This window comes from Kitasatospora aureofaciens (assembly GCF_001188955.3).
Lineage (GTDB): Bacteria > Actinomycetota > Actinomycetes > Streptomycetales > Streptomycetaceae > Kitasatospora > Kitasatospora aureofaciens.
Window position 1 is genome coordinate 21,429 of record NZ_JPRF03000033.1, and the last position, 18,826, is coordinate 40,254.

General features: G+C 72.6%; 17 protein-coding genes. 4 read left to right on the top strand and 13 right to left on the bottom strand.

Features of this window, described 5'->3' with window-relative positions; all coding sequences use genetic code 11:
- The 9 genes from cydD to sigJ form a co-directional block, all read right to left on the bottom strand.
- A complete protein-coding gene (gene cydD / locus HS99_RS22915) occupies positions 1 to 3,501 on the bottom strand; it encodes a thiol reductant ABC exporter subunit CydD (RefSeq protein WP_030552773.1) in 3,501 nt (1,166 codons plus the stop codon).
- A 4-nt stretch (positions 3,502 to 3,505) separates the two neighbouring features.
- Positions 3,506 to 4,570 carry a cytochrome d ubiquinol oxidase subunit II gene (gene cydB, locus HS99_RS22920; RefSeq protein ID WP_046386267.1) on the bottom strand — a complete coding sequence of 355 codons (1,065 nt, stop codon included), beginning with the start codon at positions 4,568 to 4,570 and terminating at the stop codon, positions 3,506 to 3,508.
- A 37-nt stretch (positions 4,571 to 4,607) separates the two neighbouring features.
- A complete protein-coding gene (locus HS99_RS22925; RefSeq protein ID WP_030552771.1) occupies positions 4,608 to 6,152 on the bottom strand; it encodes a cytochrome ubiquinol oxidase subunit I in 1,545 nt (514 codons plus the stop codon).
- A gap of 330 nt (positions 6,153 to 6,482) precedes the next feature.
- Positions 6,483 to 7,850 carry an EF-hand domain-containing protein gene (locus HS99_RS22930; RefSeq protein WP_030552769.1) on the bottom strand — a complete coding sequence of 456 codons (1,368 nt, stop codon included), beginning with the start codon at positions 7,848 to 7,850 and terminating at the stop codon, positions 6,483 to 6,485.
- Positions 7,843 to 8,454 carry a Uma2 family endonuclease gene (locus HS99_RS22935; RefSeq protein WP_046386266.1) on the bottom strand — a complete coding sequence of 204 codons (612 nt, stop codon included), beginning with the start codon at positions 8,452 to 8,454 and terminating at the stop codon, positions 7,843 to 7,845. The genes HS99_RS22930 and HS99_RS22935 overlap by 8 nt, the downstream gene beginning before the upstream one ends.
- A 138-nt stretch (positions 8,455 to 8,592) precedes the next feature.
- Positions 8,593 to 10,092 carry a sensor histidine kinase gene (locus tag HS99_RS22940; RefSeq protein WP_030278166.1) on the bottom strand — a complete coding sequence of 500 codons (1,500 nt, stop codon included), beginning with the start codon at positions 10,090 to 10,092 and terminating at the stop codon, positions 8,593 to 8,595.
- 12 nt (positions 10,093 to 10,104) lie between these two features.
- Positions 10,105 to 10,857 carry a response regulator transcription factor gene (locus tag HS99_RS22945; protein WP_030278167.1) on the bottom strand — a complete coding sequence of 251 codons (753 nt, stop codon included), beginning with the start codon at positions 10,855 to 10,857 and terminating at the stop codon, positions 10,105 to 10,107.
- Positions 10,858 to 11,130: 273 nt separating this feature from the next.
- A complete protein-coding gene (locus HS99_RS22950; RefSeq protein WP_030278168.1) occupies positions 11,131 to 11,607 on the bottom strand; it encodes a carboxymuconolactone decarboxylase family protein in 477 nt (158 codons plus the stop codon).
- A gap of 119 nt (positions 11,608 to 11,726) precedes the next feature.
- Complete coding sequence (sigJ, locus tag HS99_RS22955; RefSeq protein ID WP_030278169.1) at positions 11,727 to 12,614, bottom strand: RNA polymerase sigma factor SigJ; 888 nt, start codon at positions 12,612 to 12,614, stop codon at positions 11,727 to 11,729.
- Positions 12,615 to 12,751: 137 nt separating this feature from the next.
- Here sigJ and HS99_RS41465 point away from each other — a divergent pair, with 137 nt between their 5' ends.
- Positions 12,752 to 13,810 (top strand): nuclear transport factor 2 family protein, encoded by a 1,059-nt coding sequence (locus tag HS99_RS41465; protein WP_030552764.1) that lies wholly within the window; start codon positions 12,752 to 12,754, stop codon positions 13,808 to 13,810.
- Between the two features lie 6 nt (positions 13,811 to 13,816).
- Here the strand turns inward: HS99_RS41465 and HS99_RS22970 are convergent, their stop codons facing one another.
- Positions 13,817 to 14,551: a GbsR/MarR family transcriptional regulator gene (locus HS99_RS22970; protein ID WP_030278171.1), complete on the bottom strand. Its 735-nt coding sequence runs from the start codon at positions 14,549 to 14,551 to the stop codon at positions 13,817 to 13,819.
- 112 nt (positions 14,552 to 14,663) lie between these two features.
- Between HS99_RS22970 and HS99_RS22975 the strand changes: the two genes are divergently transcribed.
- Both HS99_RS22975 and HS99_RS22980 read left to right on the top strand, forming a co-directional pair.
- Complete coding sequence (locus tag HS99_RS22975; RefSeq protein ID WP_030552762.1) at positions 14,664 to 15,503, top strand: alpha/beta fold hydrolase; 840 nt, start codon at positions 14,664 to 14,666, stop codon at positions 15,501 to 15,503.
- 4 nt (positions 15,504 to 15,507) lie between these two features.
- Complete coding sequence (locus tag HS99_RS22980) at positions 15,508 to 16,278, top strand: MerR family transcriptional regulator (protein WP_030278173.1); 771 nt, start codon at positions 15,508 to 15,510, stop codon at positions 16,276 to 16,278.
- Positions 16,279 to 16,442: 164 nt separating this feature from the next.
- Here HS99_RS22980 and HS99_RS22985 read toward each other — a convergent pair whose 3' ends face one another.
- On the bottom strand, positions 16,443 to 16,916 hold the full coding sequence (locus tag HS99_RS22985) for a DUF3995 domain-containing protein (RefSeq protein WP_046386265.1): 474 nt from the start codon (positions 16,914 to 16,916) through the stop codon (positions 16,443 to 16,445).
- Between the two features lie 192 nt (positions 16,917 to 17,108).
- Positions 17,109 to 17,687: a TetR/AcrR family transcriptional regulator gene (locus HS99_RS22990; RefSeq protein WP_030278175.1), complete on the bottom strand. Its 579-nt coding sequence runs from the start codon at positions 17,685 to 17,687 to the stop codon at positions 17,109 to 17,111.
- Positions 17,688 to 17,783: 96 nt separating this feature from the next.
- Here HS99_RS22990 and HS99_RS22995 point away from each other — a divergent pair, with 96 nt between their 5' ends.
- Entirely contained in the window at positions 17,784 to 18,230 is a 447-nt protein-coding gene (locus tag HS99_RS22995; protein ID WP_030552758.1) for an anthrone oxygenase family protein, read from the top strand.
- A gap of 91 nt (positions 18,231 to 18,321) precedes the next feature.
- Here HS99_RS22995 and HS99_RS23000 read toward each other — a convergent pair whose 3' ends face one another.
- A complete protein-coding gene (locus HS99_RS23000; RefSeq protein ID WP_030278177.1) occupies positions 18,322 to 18,744 on the bottom strand; it encodes a hypothetical protein in 423 nt (140 codons plus the stop codon).
- Positions 18,745 to 18,826: the final 82 nt, after the last annotated feature.

Below are 18,826 nucleotides of genomic sequence, written 5' to 3' on the forward strand. Positions count from 1 at the left end.
TCACGCGCCCACCGGTTCCAGCAGGCCGTCCGCCTCCCGCTCCCGCCGCCACATCGCGTGCAGCCGGCCGTCCGGTTCGGCCACCAGCTCCGACCAGCGGCCGCGCTCGGCGACCCGCCCGCCGTCCAGCACCAGCACCTCGTCCACGGTGCCGTCGTCCAGCCCGGCCAGCCGGTGGGTGATCAGCACGGTGGTACGGCCCGCGGTCGCGGTCAGCAGGTCGGCGGTGAGCGCGTCGGCGGTGGGCAGGTCGAGGTGCTCGGCGGGCTCGTCCAGGACCAGGACGGGGAAGTCGGCGAGCAGCGCCCGGGCGAGGGCGAGGCGCTGGCGCTGGCCGCCGGAGAGGCGGGCGCCGTGCTCGCCGACCATGGTGTCCAGGCCCTCCGGCAGGGTGTCCGTCCAGTCCAGCAGCCGGGCGGCGGCGAGCGCGGCGCGCAGCTCGTCCTCGTCGGCGCCCGGTCGGGCGAGCCGCAGGTTCTCCCGCAGCGAGCTGTCGAAGACGTGGGCGTCCTGGGCGCAGAGGCCGATCACCCGGCGGACGTCCTCGCCCGCGAGCGCGCGGCTGTCCACAGCCTGTGGACGACCGGCGGCGAAGGTGACCGATCCGGCAACGGGCTCCAGGAAGCGCAGCAGCGCCTGGGCGAGCGTGGTCTTGCCGGAGCCGGAGGGGCCGACCACGGCGATCCGGCGGCCGGGCGCGAGGTCGAGGTCGAGGCCGGCCAGCGCGTCCTCGCTCTGCCCGGGGTGCCGTACGGTCAGCCCGCGCACCGCGACGGGCAGCGGCTGCTCGGGCAGCGCGAGCGGCTCGGCGGTGTCCGTGACGGGCTCCGGGGCCCGGAGCACCTCGTCCAGCCGGGCCCGGGCGGCGCGACTGCGCTGGCGGGCCCGGACGGCGAGCGGCATCCCGGTGACGGCCTCGAAGGCGGCCAGCGGGGTCAGCACCACGACGGCCAGGCAGACCGGCGCGAGCGAACCGCCGCGCACCCCCTGGATGCCGACGGCCGCCGCGCCCACCACCGTCAGCCCGGTGAGCAGCGCGATCAGGCCGGTGCCGAGCGCGGTGGTGGCGGCCGAGCGGGCGGCGAGCCCGGTCAGCGCGGCGTCGGCGGTGCGGACGGCGGCCAGCCGGCGGGGCAGCGCCCCGGCCACGGTGAGCTCGGCGGTGCCGGTGAAGGCGTCCACCACCGAGGTGGCCAGCTGCCCGCGGGCGGGGGCCTGGCGGCGCTCGGCGCCGGCCGACCAGCGGGCGGCCAGTGCGGGTACCAGCGCCCCGGCCAGCAGCAGTCCGAGGCCGAGCACCAGTCCGGCGGCGGGCAGGAAGGCGCCCATCGCGACCGTCGAGGCCAGCGAGACCACCGCGGCGACGGCGGCGGGCAGCCGCCAGCGCAGGTGGTGGTCCTGGATCGCGTCGACGTCGGCGACCAGCCGGGAGAGCAGGTCACCGCGCCGGAAGGCGGGCAGTCCGGCCGGGGCGAGCGCGGTCAGCCGGCGGTGGACGGCGGCCCGCAGGGTGCCGAGGGTGCGCAGCACGGCGTCGTGGGAGACCAGCCGTTCGGCGTAGCGGAACACGCTGCGGCCGATGCCGAAGGCCCGTACGGAGGTGACGGCCATCATCAGGTAGAGCACCGGAGGCATCTGGGAGGCCCGGGAGATGAGGTAGCCGGAGGTGGCCGTCAGGGCGACGGCACTGCCGAGGGCGAGCGCGCCGAGCAGGACGGACAGGGCCATCCGGGGGGCGGCGGGCTCGGCCTCGGGCTCCTCGGGCGCGGCCGGGGCGGGGGTCGGCCTCCCGCTGTGGGCCAGGGGGGAGACGGCAGTGACTCGCCCGCTCGCCGGGGCCTCGACGGCGGCGGGCCCGGCCAGGTGGACCCGCTGGTCCGCGACGGCCAGCAGGGCGGGCCGGTGGGCGACCACCAGCACCGTGCGCGCCGGGTCCTCGGCGAGGGTGCGGACGGCGTCCACGACGGCGGCCTCGGAGGCGCCGTCCAGGTTGGCGGTGGGTTCGTCGAGCAGCACCAGCGGCCGGTCGTCGGCGAGCAGGGCCCGGGCGAGCGCGAGGCGCTGGCGCTGTCCGGCGGAGAGTCCGGCGCCGTCCTCCCCCAGCTCGGCGTCCAGGTCTGTGACGAAGTCGAGCGCGTGGGCGGCCCGCAGCGCCGTCCACAGCTGCTCGTCCGGGGCCCCGGGCCGGTAGAGCCGCAGGTTGTCGGCGACCGTTCCGGCGAACAGGTGCGGGTGCTGGGGCACCCAGGCGATCTGGCGCCGCCAGCTGCCGGGTTCCAGCTCGGCCAGGTCGTGGGTGCGCCCGTCGGCGGCGGTGATCCGGACGGTGCCGGACTCGGGGGCGGTGAGGCCGAGCAGGACGGCCAGCAGGGTGGACTTGCCGGCGCCGCTGGGGCCGGTGAGGGCGGTGCTGGAGCCCGGGTGCAGGGTCAGCGCGGCGCCGTCCAGCGCGGGCAGGGCGCGGCCGGGGTGCCGTACGGTCAGGCCCTCGGCGGTGATCACGGCGCCGGTGAGGTCTGGGGCCGGCACCGTTCCGGCGGCCGGCAGGGGCGTCTCCAGTACCCGGAAGATCTCGTCGGCGGCCGTGAGCCCCTCGACGCTGGAGTGGTAGAGCGCGCCGACCTGGCGGATCGGGAAGTACACCTCGGGGGCGAGGATCAGGATCAGCAGCCCGGTCTCCAGGTCGAGCGAGCCGTCCACCAGCCGGAAGCCGATGGTGACCGCGACCAGCGCGACGGACACGGTGGAGAGCAGCTCCAGCGCGAAGGAGGAGATGAAGGCGATCCGCAGGGTGCGCAGGGTGGCCCGGCGGTAGTCGGCGGTGATCCGGGCGATGGTGGCGGCCTGGCTGCGGGCCCGGTTGAAGACCTTGAGGGTGGGCAGGCCCGCGACCACGTCGAGGAAGTGGTGGGAGAGCCGGGCCAGGGTGTTCCACTGCCGGTCCATCCGGGACCGGGTGGCCATCCCGATCAGCACCATGAACAGCGGGATCAGCGGCAGCGTCCCGGCGATGACCGCGGCCGAGGTGAGGTCGGCGCCGACGATCCGCAGCAGCACGATCACCGGGACGACCACGGCCAGGGCGAGCTGCGGCAGGTAGCGGGCGAAGTAGTCGTCCAGGGCGTCGATGCCCCGGGTGGCGAGGGTGGTGAGTTCGCCGGTGCGCCGGCCCGCCAGGTAGGACGGGCCGAGCGCGGTAGCGTGGTCGAGCAGCCGGCGGCGCAGGGTGGACTTCACCCGGGCGACGGACCGGTGCGCGGTGAGTTCGGTGAGCCAGCCGACCATCCCGCGGCCGACGGCGGTAAGGGCCAGCAGCGCCAGTGGGGTGGTCAGTTCGCCGAGGCCGGCGCCGCGCTGGAAGGCGCGGACCACGATCTCGGCGATCAGGCTCGCCTGGGCGACGACCAGGGCCGCGCCCGCCCCGCCGAGGATCACGGATCCGGCGAGGAAGGGACGGGTGGTGCGGGCGTACCCGAGGAGTCGGGGGTCGACCGGCTTCACGGCGTCAGGCCCGGTCGGCGGAGGCGGTCGGCGTGGCCGGAGTCGCCGGCGCCGCCGGAGCGGCCGGCCGGTGGGCGGCGGGGATGTGCTGCACCCCGATCCGCTTGCGGAACACCCAGTACGTCCAGCCCTGGTAGAGCAGCACCAGCGGGGTGAACACGGCGGCCACGACGGTCATCAGCTTCAGCGTGTACGGCGAGGAGGCCGCGTTGCCGACGGTCAGGCTCCACGCCGGGTTCAGCGTGGACGGCATGACGTTCGGGAACAGCGCCAGGAAGAGCATCGCGACCGCGGCCACGACGGTCGCCCCGGAGAGGACGAACGCCCAGCCCTCGCGGCCGAGTTGGTTGGCCACCAGGGCGCCGGCCAGGGCCAGCACGGCGACCACCAGGGCGACCAGGCTGCGGCCGTTGCCGCTGTCCGCCTGGGTCCAGAGCAGGAAGGCGAGGGCGAGCACGGCGGCCGCCAGGCCGGCCCGGAGGGCCGCTGCACGGGCCCGCTCGCGGATCTCGCCGACGGTCTTGAGGGCCGCGAAGACCGCGCCGTGGAAGGTGAACAGGGTGAGCGTCACCAGGCCGCCGAGCAGCGCGTACGGGTTGAGCAGGTCGGCGAGGCCGCCGACGTAGTTCTTCTGCGCGTCGATGTCCACGCCGCGGACGATGTTGGCGAAGGCCACGCCCCACAGGAAGGCGGGGACGAGGGAGGTCCAGAAGATGGCCTCCTCCCAGTTGCGCTGCCAGCGGGCGCCGTCCCGCTTGGCCCGGTACTCGAAGGCCACGCCGCGGACGATCAGGCAGACCAGGATGGCCAGCAGCGGGATGTAGAAGCCGCTGAAGAGGGTCGCGTACCAGTCCGGGAAGGCGGCGAAGGTGGCTCCCCCGGCGGTCAGCAGCCAGACCTCGTTGCCGTCCCAGACCGGGCCGATGGTGTTGATCAGCACCCGCCGCTCGGCGGTGTTCCGGGCGAGCGGCTTGGTGAGGATGCCGATCCCGAAGTCGAAGCCCTCCAGGAAGAAGTAGCCGATCCACAGCACCGCGATCAGCACGAACCAGACGTCGTGGAGTTGCATGACCCTGGGTCTCCTATCTGTGGGTCAGTTCCGCGGATCAGTACGCGAAGGCGAGCGGCTTGTCGGCGTCCTCGTCCGCGGACGGGCCGCGCAGCGACGGGTCCTGCGCCGGGGGCTGCTCGGTCACCACCGGACCGGCCTTGGCGTACTTGACCAGCAGCCGGACCTCGACGACGGCGAGGATCGCGTACAGCGTGGTGAAGGTGGCCAGGGCGCCGATCTGGGTGCCGACACCGACGTTGGGCGACACCGCGCCGGCGGTGGTCATCAGGCCGAAGACGGCCCAGGGCTGGCGACCCATCTCGGTGAAGATCCAGCCGAAGCTGTTGGCGATCAGCGGGAAGCCCATGGTCAGGATGCCGATCCGCCAGCTCCACTTGGTGAGCAGCGGGCTCAGCTCCCGCTTCGGGGTGAGCATCAGCCGGGGCACCTCGGTGTCACCGGTGCGGAACTCGGGGCGCAGCAGGAACTTCCTGCGGGTGGTCCAGAGGCCGATCAGGCCGGCCACGAAGGAGGTCATCCCGAAGCCGATCATGAACCGGAAGCCCCAGTAGGTCACGAAGACGTTCGGGATGTAGTCCTTGGGGTTGCCGCCGTGGGCGGCGGCCTCGGCGGCGGCGGTGTCGTTGATGCCGGGAACGGACGAGCTGAAGTCGCTGTGGGCGAGGAAGGACAGCACCCCGGGGACCTCCAGCGCGACCGAGTTGTGGCCCTTGCCGACGTCGCCGACCGCGAAGACCGAGAACGGCGCGGGCGACTGGGTGTCCCACAGCGCTTCGGCGGCGGCCATCTTCATCGGCTGCTGCTCGAACATGACCTTGCCGAGGGTGTCGCCGCTGAGCGCGGTGCCGGCGCCGAAGACGACGGCGAGCACCAGGCCGAGCCGCAGCGAGGTGCGCATCACGGCGGTCCTCTTCGGGTCGGCGTCCTCCGGGCGGCGCTTGGCCTTCCAGAGGTGGAAGGAGGCGATACCGACCATGAAGGCGGCGCCGGTGAGGAAGGCGGCGGTCAGGGTGTGGAAGACCACGGTGAGCGTGGTGTCCTGGAACAGCACCTTGGTGATGTCGGTGAGCCGCGCCTTCTCGGTGGCCTTGTCGATCGCGTAGCCGGCCGGGTGCTGCATCCAGGAGTTGGCGGCCAGGATGAAGTAGGAGGAGAGCACGGTGCCCAGCGAGACCATCCAGATGCAGGCGCAGTGGATCTTCTTCGGCAGCTTGTCCCAGCCGAAGATCCACAGGCCGATGAAGGTGGACTCGAAGAAGAAGGCGATCAGCGCCTCCATCGCGAGCGGGGCGCCGAAGACGTCACCGACGAAGCGGGAGTAGTCGGACCAGTTCATGCCGAACTGGAACTCCTGCACGATGCCGGTGACGACGCCCATCGCGATGTTGATGAGGAAGAGCTTTCCCCAGAACTTGGTCGCGTGGAAGTACTTCTCCTTGTTCGTGCGCACCCAGGCGGTCTCCAGCCCGGCCACGATCGCGGCCAGGCTGATGGTGAGCGGTACGAAGAGGAAGTGGTACACGGTGGTGATGCCGAATTGCCATCGCGCGATCGTCTCGTGAGCGATTGCCAGTTCCACGTCGCCCTCTCTCCGCCGGCCCTGCTCCCAGGGGTGTTTCGGACAAACTCCATCTCGGGTCGAGCACCGTCGCCGAACCATGCGGGCTTGTCCGCTTGTGAACGTGAACACGTTCACAAGCACAGTATCCACCATCCTTACGGGGGAACCACAGGTGGGGTGGCATTGACAGCGGGTGGCAGGGCGTGACGGTGCGCACAGTTTGCGGACCGGCCGCGGGGCGTGGCAACGAACGACCCCGCCGCACGGGGCCCCGCTCTTGTCCGAACCGGCGCTTGACAGCCGCACGCCCCGCTCGCTTCGGCGAGCGGGGCGTGGTAGCGCCCGTGGTTACGGGCGGCCGAGCAGCTGCGCCCCCGAGGTGGAGTCGGCGCGGGCGGTGAAGAACTCGGTGAAGCCGCGCAGGAACTCCTCCACCGTGATCCGCCCGTCCCCGTCCACGTCCAACTGGCGGAAACCGTGCGACAGCTCGGCCGGGTGGACGCGCGGGCCGCCGAACACCGCGCGGTACTCGTCGAACTCCAGGAAGCCGCTGCCGTCGGTGTCGGCCGCCACGAACACCGCCCGCAGCGCGGGCAGCAGGCCCTGCTCCAGGTACGCCTCGTCCCGGTCGAGGCCCGCCAGGGTGGCCGCCGTGAACTCCTCCCGGCTCACCTTCCCGTCCCCGTTGGCGTCCATCGCCGTGCGCAGCTGCTCCCACCAGCCGTCGAAGGCCCGGTACACCCGGGCCTCGGCCGCCTCGTCCAACTCCAGCTGCCAGCACACGTTGTGGGCCATCGCCCGCAGGTCGTGCACGGTGATGAAACCGTCCCCGGTCTGGTCCAGCACCTCCCGGAAGAACCGGTCCACCCGGGAGCCGCGGGCGTCCCCCCGCCCCGGGTGCAGCCGGCGCGGCGGCCGCTGCCGCTCGTCCGGAGAGCGGTAGCGCACCCGCTCCGGGAGGAGCGGGACGACGGCCCCGGCACCCCGGTGCAGCACCGCCGACAGCAGCGCCCCGCGCCGGGTCCGGACCAGCCCGAACCGCTCCCGCACCACCGGCGGCAGGTCCGCCACCGTCAGCTCCCGGATCACCCGGGCCACGGCCACCCGGACGACCCGCCAGCCGGCGTCCCCGAGGAACCGGAGCCGTCGGGGGCGGGGCGCCTCGCGCAGGATGTCGTCGAGCAGGTAGCGGGCCGACTCGGTGAACTCCAGCTTCTCCCGGGCGTACCGGCCGAAGTAGCCGGGCAACTCGGCGGCCGTCTTCGGGAGTTCCTCCTCCGGCAGCTCGAAGGAGGTGATCACCTCCCTGAACTCCTGGTACGAAAGCTCCAGTTGAGCGCTGTCGTACGGCTCGCCGCCGAGCCGCCGCATCGCCTCCACGCACTCGAACAGCGTCAGCAGCACCCACACCCTGGTCGCCGCGTCCCGCGCGTCGTACGGACGGCCGTCCGGCATCGTCCCGCGGATCCGCTTGTGCGCCCGGTTCAGCCGCTCGACCTCCCGGCGCAGGGCGTCCGCGTCCTGGTAGAACAGCCGTCGCCCGCTCCCCAGGGTGTGCTCGATCCGCCGCCAGGGGTGCGCCCGGTAGGTGGAGTGCTCCTGCATCCCGGCCGCCACCACCGGGTCCGCGGCCTGCAGCACCAGGAGCCGCCAGGCGACGAGGGCGACCCGCCACTCGGACAGGTCGCGCTTGAAGGAGACGGCCCGGTCAGGCACGGGGCTCCCCGGTGATCTCCGGGCCGATCACGAAGCCCTTGGCGGGACCCTCCGGGATCACGGCCTCCTTGCCGTACGGGATCCGCGTCGAGGAGGCGTAGACCCCGCGCTCGGGGTCAGGGCTGGTGAGGACGGTCACGGTGCCGCCGTCGTCGTAGTCGTCGATGATCACGTACACCGGGACGCCGGCGCGGGCGTACGCCCGGCGCTTGAGAACGTGGTCTCGTTTGCGCGCTTCGGCGCCCGGCGAGACGGTCTCGACCACCATCGGGACACCTGAGGCGAGCACCCCGACGCCCTCGGGGTGCTCGATTTCTTCGACGTCGTCCGGCGCCACGAAGACGTCCGGGATGAACACCTTGAGGTCGGCGATCACGTTGCCGTCCTGCGCAGGCCCGTAGCCGGAGCCCCTCAGATGGTCGTACAAGGCCCGGCCCAGCCGCCTGTTCACGCTGAAATGGCGGGTGCCGCCAGTGGGTGACAACGTGATCGTCCCCTCGATGATCTCCGCCCGGAAGCCCTCGGGTACATCCATGGACTTCCATGCCTGCCATAGTTGCTGGTCCAGGTTCACGACGGTCTCCTCGACAACGAGCGCGCTCACGAGACACCTCTTTCCCGTCCAGTGTGGTCAGCCCGCGCGATCCCGCACAAGCAACGGCAGCACGGTCGCACACGACCGGGGGCCGAGCGGGTGAACGGCTTCCGGTTCACCCGATCGAGGAGTTTCGGGCGGTATCCGTCAGCGCTGGCGGGGGAGTTCGACGCGGAAGGTGGCGCCGGCGCCCGGGGCGGTGTCCAGGGTGAGGGTGCCGCCGTGGGCCCGGGTGAGGGCGGTGGCGATGGCGAGGCCGAGTCCGCCGCCGCCACCGTTGTCGCGGCTGCGGGAGGCGTCGACCCGGTAGAAGCGGTCGAAGACGCGCTGGGCCTGCTCCTCGGTGAGGCCGGGTCCGGAGTCGGCGACCTCCAGCAGGCAGACCCCGTCGGCGCCGCCGCCGACGCCGATCCGGACGGGGGTGCCGGGCGGGGTGTGCTTGACGGCGTTGCCGACCAGGTTGGTGACCACCTGCCGCAGCCGGGCCTCGTCGCCGAGGACGGGCGCCGCGCCGGGTGCGCCGGTGCCCGCCGGGCCGGTGAGCGCGACGGGGCGGCTCGGGTCGAGGGCGGTGAGGTCGTGCAGGGCGTCGGCGGCGAGGGTGCGCAGGTCCATCGGGGCGAGGTCGAGCGGGCGTTCCTCGTCGAGCCGGGCGAGGACCAGCAGGTCCTCGACCAGGGCGCCCATCCGGACGGCCTCGCTCTCGATCCGGCTCATGGTGCGGGTGACGTCCGTCTCGGTGGGCAGCGCGCCCATCCGGTACAGCTCGGCGAAGCCGCGGATGCCGGCCAGCGGGGTGCGCAGCTCGTGCGAGGCGTCGGCGACGAAGCGCCGCATCCGGGCCTCGGACTCGGCGCGGGCGGCGAAGGCCGCCTCGATCTGGGTGAGCATGCCGTTGAGCGCGACCGAAAGCCGGCCGACCTCGGTGCCCGGGGAGAGCTCCGGCATGCGGTGGGAGAGTTCGCCGGCGGCGATCCGCTCGGCGCCGGCCTCGATCCGCCGCAGTGGCCGTAGTCCGGCCCGGACGGCGAAGAAGCCGAGCGCGGTGATCAGCAGCAGGACGCCGCCGCCGATGGCCAGGAAGGAGGTGCTCAGCCGGCCGGTGGTGGCGTCGATGTCCTCGCGGGAGACCGCGACCATGACGTAGGTCGGGCTGGAGGCCGGCGAGACGTACGCGCCTGCCCCGGGGGCCGGGGTGCGCGGGGCCTGGAGTGGCAGCACCAGCACCCGCCAGCTGTGGTGGCCGCGCTGGTCGGGCAGGTCGAAGGGGGTGTCCGGGGCGGTCTGGGTCGGGTCCAGCCCGGCCAGTTGCGGCGCCGGGTCGGTGTCGGAGACGGGCTGGCGCAGGACGGCCTGGACCTTGCCGTCCGAGGACAGCCACTGCACCAGGTACTGACTGGGCAGGCTGATCCGCCGCCCGGAGACGACCGGCTTCGCCGCGCCCGGCGCGGCCACCTGGACCGGGGCCTTGCGGGACAGCGGCTGCCCGTAGCGCTGGAGCTGCTCGTCCAACTGCTCCACCAGCTGGGCCCGTACGGTGCCGAGCACGAAGGTGTCGCTGACCGCGAGCCCGGTGGTGACCAGCGCGAGCGCGAGGACCAGCAGCCGGGCGCGCAGCGACAGCCGGGAGGTGAAGCGGTTGAACACGAGCGGTGCCGGTCAGCCCTGCGGGGGGCGGCGCAGCGCGTAGCCGATGCCCCGCACGGTGTGGATCAGCTTGGGGCCGTGCGCCGGGCCGGAGTCGAGCTTGCGGCGCAGGTAGGAGATGTAGGACTCGACGATGGAGAGGTCGCCGCCGAAGTCGTAGGCCCAGACGTGGTCGAGGATCTGCGCCTTGGACACCACCCGGCCGACGTTGGCCATCAGGTAGTGCAGCAGCTTGAACTCGGTCGGGGAGAGCGCCACGGGGGTGCCGGCCCGGGTGACCTCGTGCGCGACCGGGTCGAGGCTGAGGTCGGCGACGACCAGTCGGCCGTCCTCGGCGGGGCCGCCGGCCCGGCGCAGGATGGCGCGGATCCGGGCGATCAGCTCCTCCAGGCTGAAGGGCTTGGTGACGTAGTCGTCCGCGCCCGCGGCCAGGCCCTGGACCTTGTCGCCGACGCCGTCCTTGGCGGTGAGGAACAGCACCGGCAGGTGGTCGCCGGGGTGTCCGTGCGCGGGCCCGGCGATCTGGCCCCGGCTGGTGCGCTCGCGCAGCTTCTCGACGACGGTGAAGCCGTCGAGGTCGGGCAGCATCACGTCGAGGACCACCAGGTCCGGTCGCTCGGCGGCGATCAGTTCCAGGGCCTCGGTCCCGCTCGCGGCGGAGGCCACCCGGAAGCCGGAGAACCGCAGCGAGGCGGCGAGCAGTTCGCGGATGTTCGGCTCGTCGTCCACGACGAGGAGGAAAGCCTCGCCCTGGCCCCCGGCCATGGTGGAGCCGCCCGGTGTGGTGACAGTGCCTTGCACGGGGGTTTCGCCTCCCGGTCGGACGATGACGTTCAGCATGAGGCTAGCCCCCGGAGGCTATGCGGCATGGATGAATGTTGGATTAACACCTTATCGGTCGGTTTTTGGGCGACAAGCCCCCAGGGGTGGGGCTCGGTGGTGTGCGCACGGGTGTGCGCACGGGTGTACGGGCGTGCGGGAACGCCGAACGGCCGGGGAGCCGGCTCCCCGGCCGCAGGCGTCACGCCGCTCCGACGATCAGTGCTGGGCGAACTGGCCCGGCCGGTAGTCGCCGGCGGGCTGGCGGATCATGACGTTGCCGCGGTTGAAGGCGTTGATCAGCGCGATGACGCAGACCAGCGCCGCGAGCTGCTCCTCGTCGTAGTACTTCGCCGCGTTCTCCCACGCCTCGTCCGTCACGCCGCCGCCGTCGGCCAGCCGGCTGCCCTGCTCGGCCAGCTCCAGGGCGGCCCGCTCGGCCTCGGTGAAGACGGTGGCCTCGCGCCACGCCGCGACCAGGTTCAGCCGGGTCGCCTCCTCGCCCGCGTGCACGGCGTCCTTGAAGTGCATGTCGACGCAGTAGCCGCAGCCGTTGATCTGGCTGGCCCGCAGCCGCACCAGCTCCTGGGTCGCGTACGGGAGGGTCGAGTCCGCGATCTGCTGGCTCGCGGTGATGAGGTGCTTGAAGACCTTGCCCATGACCGGGCTGGCGAAGGCGTTCAGACGGGCTTCCATGGCGTGCTCCTCGTGTCTCGTACTTCTTCGGTGTTCGTCGGTCTTCGTCGGTGTTCTCGGTTGCGTCCTCTTGGACAAGGTGGCCGGGCGTCCTGTGACAGCCCCGGACGTGACCCGCGTCACCCCTGCCACGGGCGGAGCTTCTCCGGGTTGCGCACCGCCCAGATGTGGGTGATCCGTTCCCCGGCGATCCGGAAGGCGATCACGGTGTCGGTGACGCCGTCCTGCTGGACGACCAGACCGGGCAGGCCGCTGACCGTGCACTCCCGCAGCGTCCGGCCGGCGATGAGCCGGGCGGAGTCCGCGTACGCCCGGGCGATCCACTCGCTGCCCGTGAGCGGCTCCAGCAGGGCCCCGACCAGGCCGCCGCCGTCGGCGATCACGGTGGCCTCCGGGTCGAGGAGGTCCATCAACGACCTGACGTCCTTCGCCTCCCAGGCCCGCTTGAACTCCCGGACGATCCCGGCCTGCACGCCCGTCGGCGGCACCGGGGCCTGCGCCGCCCGGATCCGGCGGCGGGCCGAGGTGGCCAGCTGGCGGCAGGCCGCCGCCGAACGGCCGACGACCGCGGCCACCTCGGCGAACGGGTACTGGAAGACGTCGTGGAGGATGAACGCCACGCGCTCGGCCGGGGTCATCGACTCCAGGACGACGAGGAAGGCCATGTTGACCGACTCGTCCAGGGTGATCCGGTCCGCCGGGTCCGCGGCCGCGCCCTCGGGCCCCTCCCGGTGTTCGGGCAGCGGCTCGGGGAGCCACTCGCCCACGTAGCGCTCCCGCCGGGCCCGGGCCGAGCCGAGCTGGTTGAGGCAGATCCGGCTGGCGACCGTGGTCAGCCAGCCGCCGGGCGAGACGACGGCCTCCCGCTGCTCCGCGGGCATCGCGTACCAGCGGGCGTAGGTCTCCTGCACGACGTCCTCGGCATCGGCGAGGGAGCCGAGCAGCCGGTACGCCACGTTGATCAACTGGCGCCGCTCGCCCGTGATCACGCTCAGGTCCTGGTCCATGGTCCCCCTCCGGTCGGTCTCCTCTCCCTACGACAGGACAGCGGGCCGGAATGTGACGTCCGCCCCGCGCCTCACATTCCGGCGCACCGTCCTGTCGTAAGGAGCAGACGGAACCGAAAGACCGGGAGGAACCAACCGTGAACGACTTCCAGGCGATCGCCGATCTCGTCGAGATCCAGGCGCTGCAGGCCGAGTTCACCGACGCGGTGATGATGCGCGACGGCGACCGGCTCGCGAACCTGTTCACACCGGACGGCGCGCTGCGGATGCCCAACGTCCCGATCGAGCTGGTCGGCAGGGAGCAGATCACCGCCGGGCGCGAGGAGCTCCAGGCCCGGTGGGACTTCTTCGTGCAGAACACCCACCCGGGCTCGATCCGGATCGACGGCGACACCGCGACCGGACGCGCCCTCATGCACGAGATCGTCCGCCTGAAGGACGGCCTCGAGGGCCTCAACTACGCCATCTACCACGACCGCTACCGGCGGACGGTGGACGGCTGGCGGTTCGCCGAGCGGGTCTACGAGGTCCGGTACGTCGACACCAGCCCGCTGGGCGGCTCGGCGCCGCGCGATGCGCAGGACCGCACCGCCTTCACCGCCCCGGCGGACGCGGAGCGCCTGGCGCGGACGGCCGCGGCACTGGCGGCGCGGGGCTTCGCCGTCGAGGTCCTCGACGACGCCGCCGCCGCGCGCGTCCGCATCCGGGAGCTGATCCCGGTGGGCGCCGCGGTGTTCACCGCCGCCAGCGAGACGCTCCGGCTGTCCGGCATCGACGAGGACCTCAACACCGACGACCGCTACCGCTCCGTCAGGTCCCGGGTGCTGACGATGGACCGGACCACCGAGGCCGACGACATCCGGCGCCTGCTCGCCGCTCCCGACGTCGCCGTGGGCAGCGTCGCCGCGGTCACCGAGACCGGCTCGTTGGTGATCGCCTCGGCCAGCGGCAGCCAGCTCCCCGGCAACGCCGGTGGCGCCGGCCAGGCGATCTGGGTCGTCGGCGCCCAGAAGGTGGTGCCCGACCTGGCCTGCGCCCAGCGGCGGCTGGAGGATCACGTCCTCCCCCTGGAGGACACCCGTGCCCTGGCCGCCTACGGGCAGCCCAGCGCCGTCAACCAGGTCCTGGTCCTCAACGCGCCGACCCGCTTCTCGCGGGGCACCGTACTGCTGCTGCGCGAGGCCATCGGGTACTGACGCGTCTCAGGCGTCGGCGTCCGAGGGCTTCCCGGGCTTCGTGCGGAGCACCTGGCGCCCCTGCTCGGCGGCACGCGCGATGGTCTCGGAAATGAAGTCCAGGAAGCGGGCCGTGTTCTCCAGCCGGGTACCAGCCGGGGTGCCGGCGCCGAGGACGCCGACGCCCTGACGGGTGGTGTCGACGAGTTGCGCCGTGGTCTGGGCGCTGACCATCATCGACCGGTACCAGATGTCGTCGTCCAGGAAGTAGCGCTCGCGGCGGCGCTCGTCGCGCTCCCGGCGCACCATGCCCTGGCCGTCCAGGAACGCGATCGACTTGGAGACGGTCGCCGGGCTGACCTGGAGGTGTTCCACGAGTTCGGCGGCGGTGAGGCTGCCGTCGTCGGTGATGTAGAGGCAGGCCAGCACCCGCGCCGTCATCCTGGGCATGCCGGACTGCATCATGACGGTGGTGAGCACCTCCTCGAAGGCGCGCACCGCCTCGGCGTCGCGCCCGTAAGGCTGCGGGGTGGCGTCCGGCTCCTGGGCGGCGGGCTGTCGGCGGCGCTGGGCCCGGTGCCCGGTGGCGCGGTGGGCGAGGTCGGCGCGGTAGGCGGTGGGGCCGCCGTTGCGCATCACCTCCCGGGTGACGGTCGAGGTCGGCCGGTCGAGGCGCCTGGCGATCTCCGCGTAGGCGAGGCCGTCGGCCAGTCCCCGCGCGATCTGCTGGCGTTCCTGCTGGGTGAGTCTGCCGCCCGGCATCGCGGTCCCCTTCGTGCTCCGTGCTCGGTCCTCCGTAGCTTTCCATCATAGGAAAGCAGCACGGCGAACCGGGGGTTGACCTTGACCCAAGGTCAACGCTCACGCTGAAGGCATGAAGACGAACGCGAACGCGCGACAGCACACCGCCCGCCCCGCCCGCACCCGCATGCTGCCGGTCGAGGACACCGCCCTGGCGGTCACCGACACCGGGGGCGACGGCCGCCCGGTGCTCTACCTCAACGGCTCCTACTGCACCCGGAAGGACTGGCGCCGGGTCATCGCCGAACTCGGCGACGGCTACCGGCACATCACCTTCGACGAACGGGCCCGCGGCAAGTCCCGGAAGTCCGCCGACTACTCCTTCGAGGCCTGCCTGCGCGACATCGACGCCGTCCTCGCCGCCACCGGCGCCCGCAACCCGATCGTCGTCGGCTGGTCCTACGGCGCGGCCCTCGCCCTGCACTGGTCCACCCGCAACCCCGACCGCCTGGCCGGCGCCGTCATGGTCGACGGCGGCTACCCCTGGGACTACCTCGCCACCGTCGAAGGCGGCCGAGAGGCGGGCAAGGAGCAGATCCGCACGCTGTTCAAGCGGTTCGGCCCGCTGATGCCGCTGGTCCGCCCGCTCGGCATGGCCGCCCGGATGTCCGCCGCCCAGCACGCCGAGATCAACATCGAGCTCAACGAGATCGTCGCCGAGAGCGGCCCGGTCTTCGACCTCGTCACCTTCCCGATGCGCTTCCTCGTCGCCACCGGCGCCAGCCTCGGCGGCACCGACGAGGGCCTCACCGCGATGCGCGCCACCCTCGATCCGATCCTGGCCCGCAACCCCGACGTCCAGGTCAGTGCGACCGTCCCGAGCAAGCACACCACCATCGTCCGCAAGGACTTCCGCGCCATCGCCGACGCCGTCCGCGAGGTTGCCGCCCTCCGGCCCGGGCTGGTCAACTGACGCCATGACGGACGGAGTAACGATCAGCCAGGCTGCCGCCTTCGCCGGTGTCACGGTGAAGACCATCCGGCACTACCACAAGAACGGCCTGGTCGAGGAGCCCGCGCGCGACCGCTCCGGCTACCGCCGCTACGGCAGCGCCGAGTTGCTGCGGCTGGTCCAGGTACGGACCCTGGCCGGGGCGGGCGTGCCGCTCGCCGGGATCGGCCCCATCCTCGACGCCGGCCCCGAGGAGTTCGCCGCCGCGCTCGTCGACGTCGAGGAGAACCTCACCGCCAAGATCGACGAGCTGATCGCCCGGCGCGAGACCCTGCGCCAACTCGCCACCGGGGACCGCGTCCTGCTGCCCGCCCGGGCCTGCGCCCTGCTCGACCGGATGCCCGGGCTCGGCTTCGACGCGGACGACGTGAGGACCGCCCACGAGGGTCTGGTCCTGGTCCGGGCGCTGATGCCGGAGGGCTTCGACGAGTACCTCACCCAGATCGAGCACGGCCTGGAGGACCCCCGGCACGTCGCCGTCGTCAAGCTCACCTGGAGCGCCGGGAAGTGGGCCCCGGACGATCCCAGGATCGAACGCCTCGCGGAGGAGGTCGCCGCCCACTTCATCGCCGACCCCTCCCTGCTGCCCACCCTGGGCGGCCTCCAGTCCCGCCAGGACGGCGACACCCGCCACGAACTCCTCACCCACCACGGCGAGGACGAGCGGCCCGGCTGGATCCGGCTGACGGCACTGATCGAGCAGAAGCTGCGCGCCGCGGGCGTCGACGTCCCGTAGACCCGGCTGCTCCACCACCCGGGCCACCGGCGGCACCGAGTCCGTCCGCTGGCCGAAGCGGCTGAGCGCGTCCGCAAGTTGCCCACCGCCGACGCGCGGACCGTGACGCGGTACGGGATGCCGATCAGTTCGACGTCGCGGAACCTCACCCCGGGCCGTTCACTTCAGCGCTGCTCGGGGGAGGCGGAGTTCAGCGGGGCCCGGCGGCCGAGGGCGGAGAGGCCGAAGAGCAGCCCGCCGGTCATGAAGAAGGGCTCGTAGAGCAGGGTGGCGAAGCGGCCCATGGCGTCGAAGTCGGCCGTCGTCCGGGCGCCGGTGGCCAGGGCCAGCCAGTCCGGGACGGACGGCACGGAGTGCACCAGCAGGACGGCGGCGATGCCCCGGAGCGCGAAGTCGAGGAGCCTGCCCGGCAGCCGTCCGCCCCATGGCCGGACGCCCGCCAGAGCGAGCACGGCGGCGACCGCGCAGCCGGGGACGGCGAGGACGTCGATCACCAGCAGCGGGGTGTTGCCGGTGACGGAGAGGCCGTCCGGCAGGCCGGTCCGGCCGCCCAGCAGCCAGTACAGGTGGACGAGGGAGAAAGCGGCGGACCAGGTGGCGGCGGCGTAGGCGGCGGCCCGGAGGACGGTGGTCTTCATGCCTCCACGTTCGCCGCCGGGGGCGGCTCCGCGGATCGTCCCGGCGGGCCGACCCCCTCCCCTCGGAAGGGGAGTTCTGACTCATCCGCGAGGCCTGACCGAAGGTCCGGGGTCGCCGGGGGCGGGGCTTGCTCGCCGGGTGCCGGTTCGCCAGGTCGGCGGACCGGCACCCGGCAGGGCACCGGACGGGCGTCAGACGACGGCGAGCCGGTCCACCAGCAGTTCCACCCTCTGCCCGGCGTACTCCGGGGGGAGCCGTCCGGCCCGGGTCAGGGTGGCCAGTCCGTGCAGGGCCGCCCAGAACGTCTCGGTGAAGACTCCCGGGTGAACGCCGTCGCCGGCGACCTCGCCGAGGCTCTCCAGCAGCGCGGCGAAGGCGTCCTTGAGGGGTTCCGGGGTGTCCTCGTGCGCGAAGGCCAGGCCGCCGTCGAGCTGGAACAGGGCGTCGTAGACCGCCGGGTTGTGCGCGGCGAAGTCGAGGTAGGTGCGCGCGAGCGCGGTGACCCGGGCGCGGGGGCCGTCCGCGGCGGCGGTGGCGGCCCGGATCGCCGCGGCCATCTCGGTGGCGCCTTCGAGGGCGACGGCGCCGATGATCTCGCGCTTGCCGCGGAAGTGGCTGTAGAGGACGGGCTGGCTGTACTCGATGCGCTCGGCGAGCCGGCGGGTGGTGACCGCGTCCCAGCCCTGCTGCTCAGCGAGTTCGCGGGCCGTCGCCACGATGAGGCGTTCGCGCTCCGCCCTTTCGCGCTGCTTGCGTTCTTGTACCGACATGAGTCGATCCTAGCATCGCTAGACAACGGAGCGGCAGCAGCTCTAGTGTTGCTTCATCAGCTAGCAGCGCTAGATGCCAGGCCTGGAGGGGTCATCATGCTCAACGCACTTGAGGTCATCACCACCGTGGTCGTCGGTGTGATGGTGGGGGTGGAGTTCTCCGTCGCCTTCGTCATGAACCGGATCTTCAACGCGCTCCCCGAGGACAGCGACCAGCTCGCCCGCGCCCACGGCGGCCGGATGCTCGGCGCCGTGATGCCGTTCTGGTACATCGGCTCGCTCGTCCTCGCGGCGATCTGGGCCTTCGCCGGATGGCACCGCCACGGAGCCGGTCTCGTCGTCACCGCAGGCGGGCTGCTGATCGTCAGCGTGGTCATGTCGGTCCTGCTGCTCGTCCCGATCAACAACCGGGGCAAGACGTGGACCCCGGAGAACCGGCCCGCCGACTGGAAGGAGCAGATGAACCGCTGGGACCGCTACCACTACGTCCGCGTCGCCGTCATCATCGCCGCCTTCACCCTGCTGGTCGCGGCCCTCGTCTGAGCCCGGGAACGGCAATCGCCCCTCTTTCCCGGGTGGGTCCTCGCGAGACCGCGAGGACCCACCCGGGAAAGAGGGGCCGGCTGCGTGCGGGTCACTGCTTCGGGAAAGCGGCGGTGACGGCCTTGGTGCGGGTGAGGACGGCGACCGGGAGGAGCGCGAGGGCGGAGAGGCCCTGGAGCACTGCGTACCAGGCCGGGCAGATGCCGGGGATGAGGTCGACGGCGATGACGGCGATCGGCATCACGGTGGAGAGGGTCCGGATGCGGTCGAAGGCCCTGTAGTCGCCCTCGGTGGCGCGGCCGGCCAGGCGGAGGAGCACGGGAGCCAGGGCCGGGAAGATGACCCCGCGGATCCACATGAACGGGGTGCTCACGTGCCCGGTGGAGGCCAGCACGGCCACGGTCGCGAGGGTGATCAGGCCGATGACGCCGAAGAGCGTGATGCACTTCTTCGCCGTGGAAAATACCTGGTGGGTACGGGAGTTACCGAGGTTCGCCGTCGCGGTGATCGCCATGATTCTGCCCTCCGTGTCGTGGTGGGAACGAATCTACGGAGGCCGCGAGCGACCCGACACCGGTCCAGCCCCACACCTGGGG

Bases quoted from the DNA above. Each gene is read 5' to 3' on its own strand.
- HS99_RS22950 (WP_030278168.1), bottom strand. From the start codon at position 11,607: ATGGAAGCCCGTCTGAACGCCTTCGCCAGCCCGGTCATGGGCAAGGTC.
- HS99_RS23000 (WP_030278177.1), bottom strand. From the start codon at position 18,744: ATGGCGATCACCGCGACGGCGAACCTCGGTAACTCCCGTACCCACCAG.
- HS99_RS22990 (WP_030278175.1), bottom strand. From the start codon at position 17,687: ATGTCGGTACAAGAACGCAAGCAGCGCGAAAGGGCGGAGCGCGAACGC.
- HS99_RS22970 (WP_030278171.1), bottom strand. From the start codon at position 14,551: ATGCCGGGCGGCAGACTCACCCAGCAGGAACGCCAGCAGATCGCGCGG.
- cydB (WP_046386267.1), bottom strand. From the start codon at position 4,570: ATGCAACTCCACGACGTCTGGTTCGTGCTGATCGCGGTGCTGTGGATC.
- HS99_RS22945 (WP_030278167.1), bottom strand. From the start codon at position 10,857: ATGGCCGGGGGCCAGGGCGAGGCTTTCCTCCTCGTCGTGGACGACGAG.
- HS99_RS22975 (WP_030552762.1), top strand. From the start codon at position 14,664: ATGAAGACGAACGCGAACGCGCGACAGCACACCGCCCGCCCCGCCCGC.
- HS99_RS22995 (WP_030552758.1), top strand. From the start codon at position 17,784: ATGCTCAACGCACTTGAGGTCATCACCACCGTGGTCGTCGGTGTGATG.
- HS99_RS22980 (WP_030278173.1), top strand. From the start codon at position 15,508: ATGACGGACGGAGTAACGATCAGCCAGGCTGCCGCCTTCGCCGGTGTC.
- sigJ (WP_030278169.1), bottom strand. From the start codon at position 12,614: ATGGACCAGGACCTGAGCGTGATCACGGGCGAGCGGCGCCAGTTGATC.
- HS99_RS22985 (WP_046386265.1), bottom strand. From the start codon at position 16,916: ATGAAGACCACCGTCCTCCGGGCCGCCGCCTACGCCGCCGCCACCTGG.